The sequence below is a fragment of the Synechococcus sp. H60.1 genome, from assembly GCF_047462335.1.
In the GTDB taxonomy this organism is placed as follows: Bacteria; Cyanobacteriota; Cyanobacteriia; order Thermostichales; family Thermostichaceae; genus Thermostichus.
In genome coordinates, this window is sequence record NZ_JANSJA010000123.1 from 1 (window position 1) to 5,087 (window position 5,087).

The 5,087-nt window shown below is 59.0% G+C and carries 2 protein-coding genes and 1 CRISPR repeat array; of the genes, one reads left to right on the plus strand and one right to left on the minus strand.

The genetic code is table 11. The features are described from left to right. The first annotated feature begins 1 nt into the window (after nucleotide 1). A CRISPR array of direct repeats spans nucleotides 2–2,918; the repeat unit is 36 nt; unit sequence GTTCCCCCTTCGGGGGGATCCCTAGAAATTGGAAAC. 39 nt (nucleotides 2,919–2,957) lie between these two features. After that, nucleotides 2,958–3,959: an o-succinylbenzoate synthase gene (locus NW852_RS06665; RefSeq protein WP_414370550.1), complete on the plus strand. Its 1,002-nt coding sequence runs from the start codon at nucleotides 2,958–2,960 to the stop codon at nucleotides 3,957–3,959. Here NW852_RS06665 and prfB read toward each other — a convergent pair. Continuing rightward, nucleotides 3,956–5,087 (minus strand): peptide chain release factor 2 gene (prfB, locus tag NW852_RS06670; RefSeq protein ID WP_414370611.1). Its coding sequence is split into 2 segments (ribosomal slippage), with 1,131 coding nucleotides annotated over them: nucleotides 3,956–5,014 and nucleotides 5,016–5,087; the frame shifts between segments, so codons are not numbered across the junction. This gene is flagged as partial in the annotation. The two genes, NW852_RS06665 and prfB, sit on opposite strands and share 4 nt — an antisense overlap.

Consider the following 5,087-nt stretch of genomic DNA (forward strand, 5'->3'; position numbering starts at 1 on the left):
AGTTCCCCCTTCGGGGGGATCCCTAGAAATTGGAAACGCGGCTTTCGCCGCGCGAATTTGTTCCCTCTGTGTGTTCCCCCTTCGGGGGGATCCCTAGAAATTGGAAACAAAGCTGCCAAAGCTGCCCGCAAGGCAGCTCGTAAAGGTTCCCCCTTCGGGGGGATCCCTAGAAATTGGAAACTTGTTTCGGAGGCTAGTCATGTCGAAAATCGTATATGTTCCCCCTTCGGGGGGATCCCTAGAAATTGGAAACTGGCGGTTCTACGCCCCGATGGCCCGACCCAACCTGGAGTTCCCCCTTCGGGGGGATCCCTAGAAATTGGAAACCAAGAAGCGCTCAAGGCCCCTGTGCCCCCTGGGGCCTTGGCGTTCCCCCTTCGGGGGGATCCCTAGAAATTGGAAACGACAGCGGCTGCGACGAACTCTCCAGCCTCGCCCACGTTCCCCCTTCGGGGGGATCCCTAGAAATTGGAAACTGGAAGACCGGCTGGAGCGCTGGTGGTGGGCTAACGTTGTCAAGTTCCCCCTTCGGGGGGATCCCTAGAAATTGGAAACACCCCCTTGAATCGGGGGCACCCGATCACTTCGTCGTATTCAGTTCCCCCTTCGGGGGGATCCCTAGAAATTGGAAACAAGTGCACAGTTGGTGCAGCTTAGGTGTCCTCCCCTAACAGTTCCCCCTTCGGGGGGATCCCTAGAAATTGGAAACCGTTGTCCGGGCTAGGTACTGCGGGGACGCCTGGACGTTCCCCCTTCGGGGGGATCCCTAGAAATTGGAAACGGGAGATCGAGCAGGCGGAGCGCGAAGTCGCCTTCGCCCTGCAAGTTCCCCCTTCGGGGGGATCCCTAGAAATTGGAAACGATTTCTTCTGCTTCGCGATAACTTTGGACTTGGGCGTTCCCCCTTCGGGGGGATCCCTAGAAATTGGAAACCTAGACCCCGGCGATGTCCTGGATCCCTACACAGGGGAGCCTGTTCCCCCTTCGGGGGGATCCCTAGAAATTGGAAACTGCATCACCTCAGGCTGGAACTGGCCAGCCCGATACAAGATGTTCCCCCTTCGGGGGGATCCCTAGAAATTGGAAACTAGACGGGGATTCCCAAGTCACTCAAGGCGAAGCAGATTTGTTCCCCCTTCGGGGGGATCCCTAGAAATTGGAAACTCGGCCAGGCGCCGTCTGGCCAACCGCAGCAGAGAGGGGTTCCCCCTTCGGGGGGATCCCTAGAAATTGGAAACCCCTGTGCAGCCAAACGGCTGTGGAACTCCTCTTCAAGTTCCCCCTTCGGGGGGATCCCTAGAAATTGGAAACGGGGTCGAGGCAGAAGGGTTGGCTTGTTTTCTTGAGCCGGAGCGTTCCCCCTTCGGGGGGATCCCTAGAAATTGGAAACGGACGCTGGCCGAAAACGGGCTCGAAGCCCCCGTCTGTCCAAGTTCCCCCTTCGGGGGGATCCCTAGAAATTGGAAACAAAAACCCCCCTCTCTCGAGGGGGCTGGATGCGTTAGGTTCCCCCTTCGGGGGGATCCCTAGAAATTGGAAACAGCGCCCCCACCCGAGGCTCGTGCCCAACGGCCTCAGGGGGGTTCCCCCTTCGGGGGGATCCCTAGAAATTGGAAACCCGCGAATACGAAAAGCTGATCAAGGCGGCAGAACGACGGTTCCCCCTTCGGGGGGATCCCTAGAAATTGGAAACATCTAGGGCAACTAGAATATGCGCTAGCTGTCGACTGAGAGAGGTTCCCCCTTCGGGGGGATCCCTAGAAATTGGAAACGTTGATCGGCTGCGCTTCGCTCAGTCTCAAGATCCAGAGTCGTTCCCCCTTCGGGGGGATCCCTAGAAATTGGAAACTTCCCTCGACGAGATAAATACCCTCGGGTAGGTCAATCAACTTTCTTCTAGTTCCCCCTTCGGGGGGATCCCTAGAAATTGGAAACAACCTCGTCATATTCGCTCTCTTGCCCCCGCCAGCGGGTAAGGGTTCCCCCTTCGGGGGGATCCCTAGAAATTGGAAACGTAGACGGGAACCCCCAAGTCCGTTAACGCGAAGCAGTTCCCCCTTCGGGGGGATCCCTAGAAATTGGAAACTGGAGATCCTCTTCCAAGGCCGCCGGCAGGTGCCAAAGGTTCCCCCTTCGGGGGGATCCCTAGAAATTGGAAACTAGCGGTAGTGGTACTTGCGCGGGCAGCTGAGGTAGGTCGTTCCCCCTTCGGGGGGATCCCTAGAAATTGGAAACCAAGGAGAGAATGAATCTCTCGCATGAGCTTTTGCTTTAAAGTTCCCCCTTCGGGGGGATCCCTAGAAATTGGAAACTTAGCAGCTCGGTCTTCAGCTTCAGTATCTCGAAGCGAAGAGTTCCCCCTTCGGGGGGATCCCTAGAAATTGGAAACTCGTCCTCGACATACGACCAGGTTTGGTCGTCGTCGAAGGAGGTTCCCCCTTCGGGGGGATCCCTAGAAATTGGAAACGACTATTTCGCCCGTTTGGGGGTTCACCCTTTCAGTGTTCCCCCTTCGGGGGGATCCCTAGAAATTGGAAACTACCTGAACATCCAACTCCCCTTGCCTTTGTCTGCCGTTGTGTTCCCCCTTCGGGGGGATCCCTAGAAATTGGAAACTGGAAGGATCTGAATTAGCTCGCGAATAATTGGCTTTGCGTTCCCCCTTCGGGGGGATCCCTAGAAATTGGAAACACGATAGGCTGCGCTGGCGCGGCTGCACCGATGCCCTGAGGTTCCCCCTTCGGGGGGATCCCTAGAAATTGGAAACGGCAACTCGACCGCTTCGGTGGGACGCACCACTTCCAGGTTCCCCCTTCGGGGGGATCCCTAGAAATTGGAAACGAGAAGGGCTATGGTGCTAAGCCAAGCCCTTCTTTCTTTCGGTTCCCCCTTTGGGAGGATCCCTAGAAATTGGAAACTCCCCTTTCGGGGGGATCCTCAACTGGATTGGACTGAAAATGCGCTTTGAGTTTTGCCGGTATCGGCGGCTCTTCCGGCGGCCTTTGCGCACGCGCTACGGCCTATGGTCTGTCCGGGAAGGGATCCTGATCCGGCTGACGGATCTGGAGACGGGTCAGCAGGGCTACGGGGAGATTGCTCCCATCCCCTGGTTGGGCAGCGAGACTTTGGAGCAAGCGCTGGCGTTTTGCCAGCAGTTGCCGGCTGAGCTATCCGAGGCGCAGATTGAAGGGATCCCAGCAACTCTGCCCGCCACTCGCTTTGGCTTGGAATGCGCCTGGCTGGCCTGTCGGGATCCCGGCTGGCTGGCCAGGGATCTCTCGGGGCTTGCGTTTTGTGGGCTTTTGGGAAAAACCGCGCCTCCAGGTTTCTACCCGGTTTACAAAGGCAAGGTGGGGGTGGATGCCTTTGAGCAGGAGTGGAAAAAGCTGGCAAGCTGGCTGGAGCAACTGCCGCCCGGATCCCGGCTGCGCCTGGATGCCAACGGGGGGCTGACCCTAGAAGAGGCGCGGCGCTGGCTGGCCCTCTGCGACCAGCTCAATCAGGAGTGGCCGGGCAAGATCGAGTTTTTCGAGCAGCCCCTGCCCCCGGAGCAGTACGCCGACTTGATCCAACTGAGCCGCGAGTTTCAAACTCCCCTTGCCCTGGATGAGTCAGTGGCTGGCCTGGAGCAGTTGCAAGCTGTCCACCGCTCCGGCTGGCAAGGGATCCTGGTGGTCAAGCCCTCTTTGGTCGGATCCGGTCTTGCCCTGAGGGACTACCTCAGCCAACACCCGGGGTTGGATCTGGTGTTTTCCTCGGCCCTGGAAACCCCTATTGGCGCTTGGCACGGCCTAGTTTGGGCGGGATCCCTGCAGGCAAAAACAGCCCATCCCAGAGCCTTGGGATGGGGGGTGGGGGAGTTTTTCCCAGAGTGGGATCCCGTTCAATTGGGCGCGATCTCGGCGTCGGAGCGGGCAGCCCTGATGCAGGCGGTGTGGGAGCGCCACAGCCGGCCCTAGACTGCAGCAGCCTGCTGTTTGGTATGTTCCTGCCGCAGGTAGGCCTGGATAAAGTGCATCAGCTCCTCCGGTTCGCCATTCATAAACGCCTCGACATTGTAGGTTTCGGCGTTGGTGCGGTGGTCTTTGATCAACTTGTAAGGATCGAAGGTGTAGGTGCGGATCCGGCCCCCAAAGCCCTGGGTCACCATCTCGCCGCGGATCTCGGCCAGCTTTTGCCGGCGCTTTTCCTCTTCCAATTCGATGAGCTTCGCCTTCAGGATCTGGATAGCCCGCTCCTTGTTTTGCAGTTGGGAACGCTCCTCGGTGCAGCGCACGGCAATGCCGGTGGGCTTGTGGATAACCCGCACCGCCGTTTCCACCTTGTTGACGTTTTGGCCGCCTGCCCCGCCGGAACGAGAAGTCTCGAACTCCAGATCCTCCATCCTCAGCTCGAACTCATTCTCTTCCTCCAGGATGGGCATGACCTCGACGCCGGCAAAGCTGGTCTGGCGCTTGCCGTTGGCGTTGAAGGGGCTGATGCGCTCCATGCGGTGGTTGCCCTTCTCGGCGGAAAGATACCCGTAGGCGTAGGGCCCCTCGATCAACAAGGTGGCCGACTTGATGCCGGCCTCTGCCCCTTCCGAGTATTCTGAGAGGCGAACCTTGTAGCCCTGGTTTTCTGCCCAGCGGGTGTACATCTTCAGGAGCATCGCTGCCCAGTCCTGGGCATCAGTTCCCCCGGCGCCGGCGGTGATGGTGAGGATGGCGCCGTTTTTGTCATAGGGGCCGGAAAGCAGTTGCTGCAACTCCCATTGGCCGAGCTCCCGCTCCACCGCCGCCAGGGATCCGGACACTTCCGCCAACAGCTCCGGGTCGGGATCCTCTTGCAGCAGCTCCAGGGCGCTAGCAGCATCTTCCAGGCGATCCTTCCAGCGGTGGACTTGATCCCAGGAGGCCTTGAGGCTGTTAAGCTGTTGCAGGTGGCGGCGGGCCGCCTCGGCATCGTTCCAAAACTGCGGCTGCGCCGCCTCTTGCTCCAAAATGGCGATCTGTTGCTCTAGGCGGGGCAGGTCAAAGATAGTCCTGAGCACTGCTCAGGCGCGAGGTGAGCGATTCTAGGCTGCGTCTCAGATCGGCCAGTTCCAT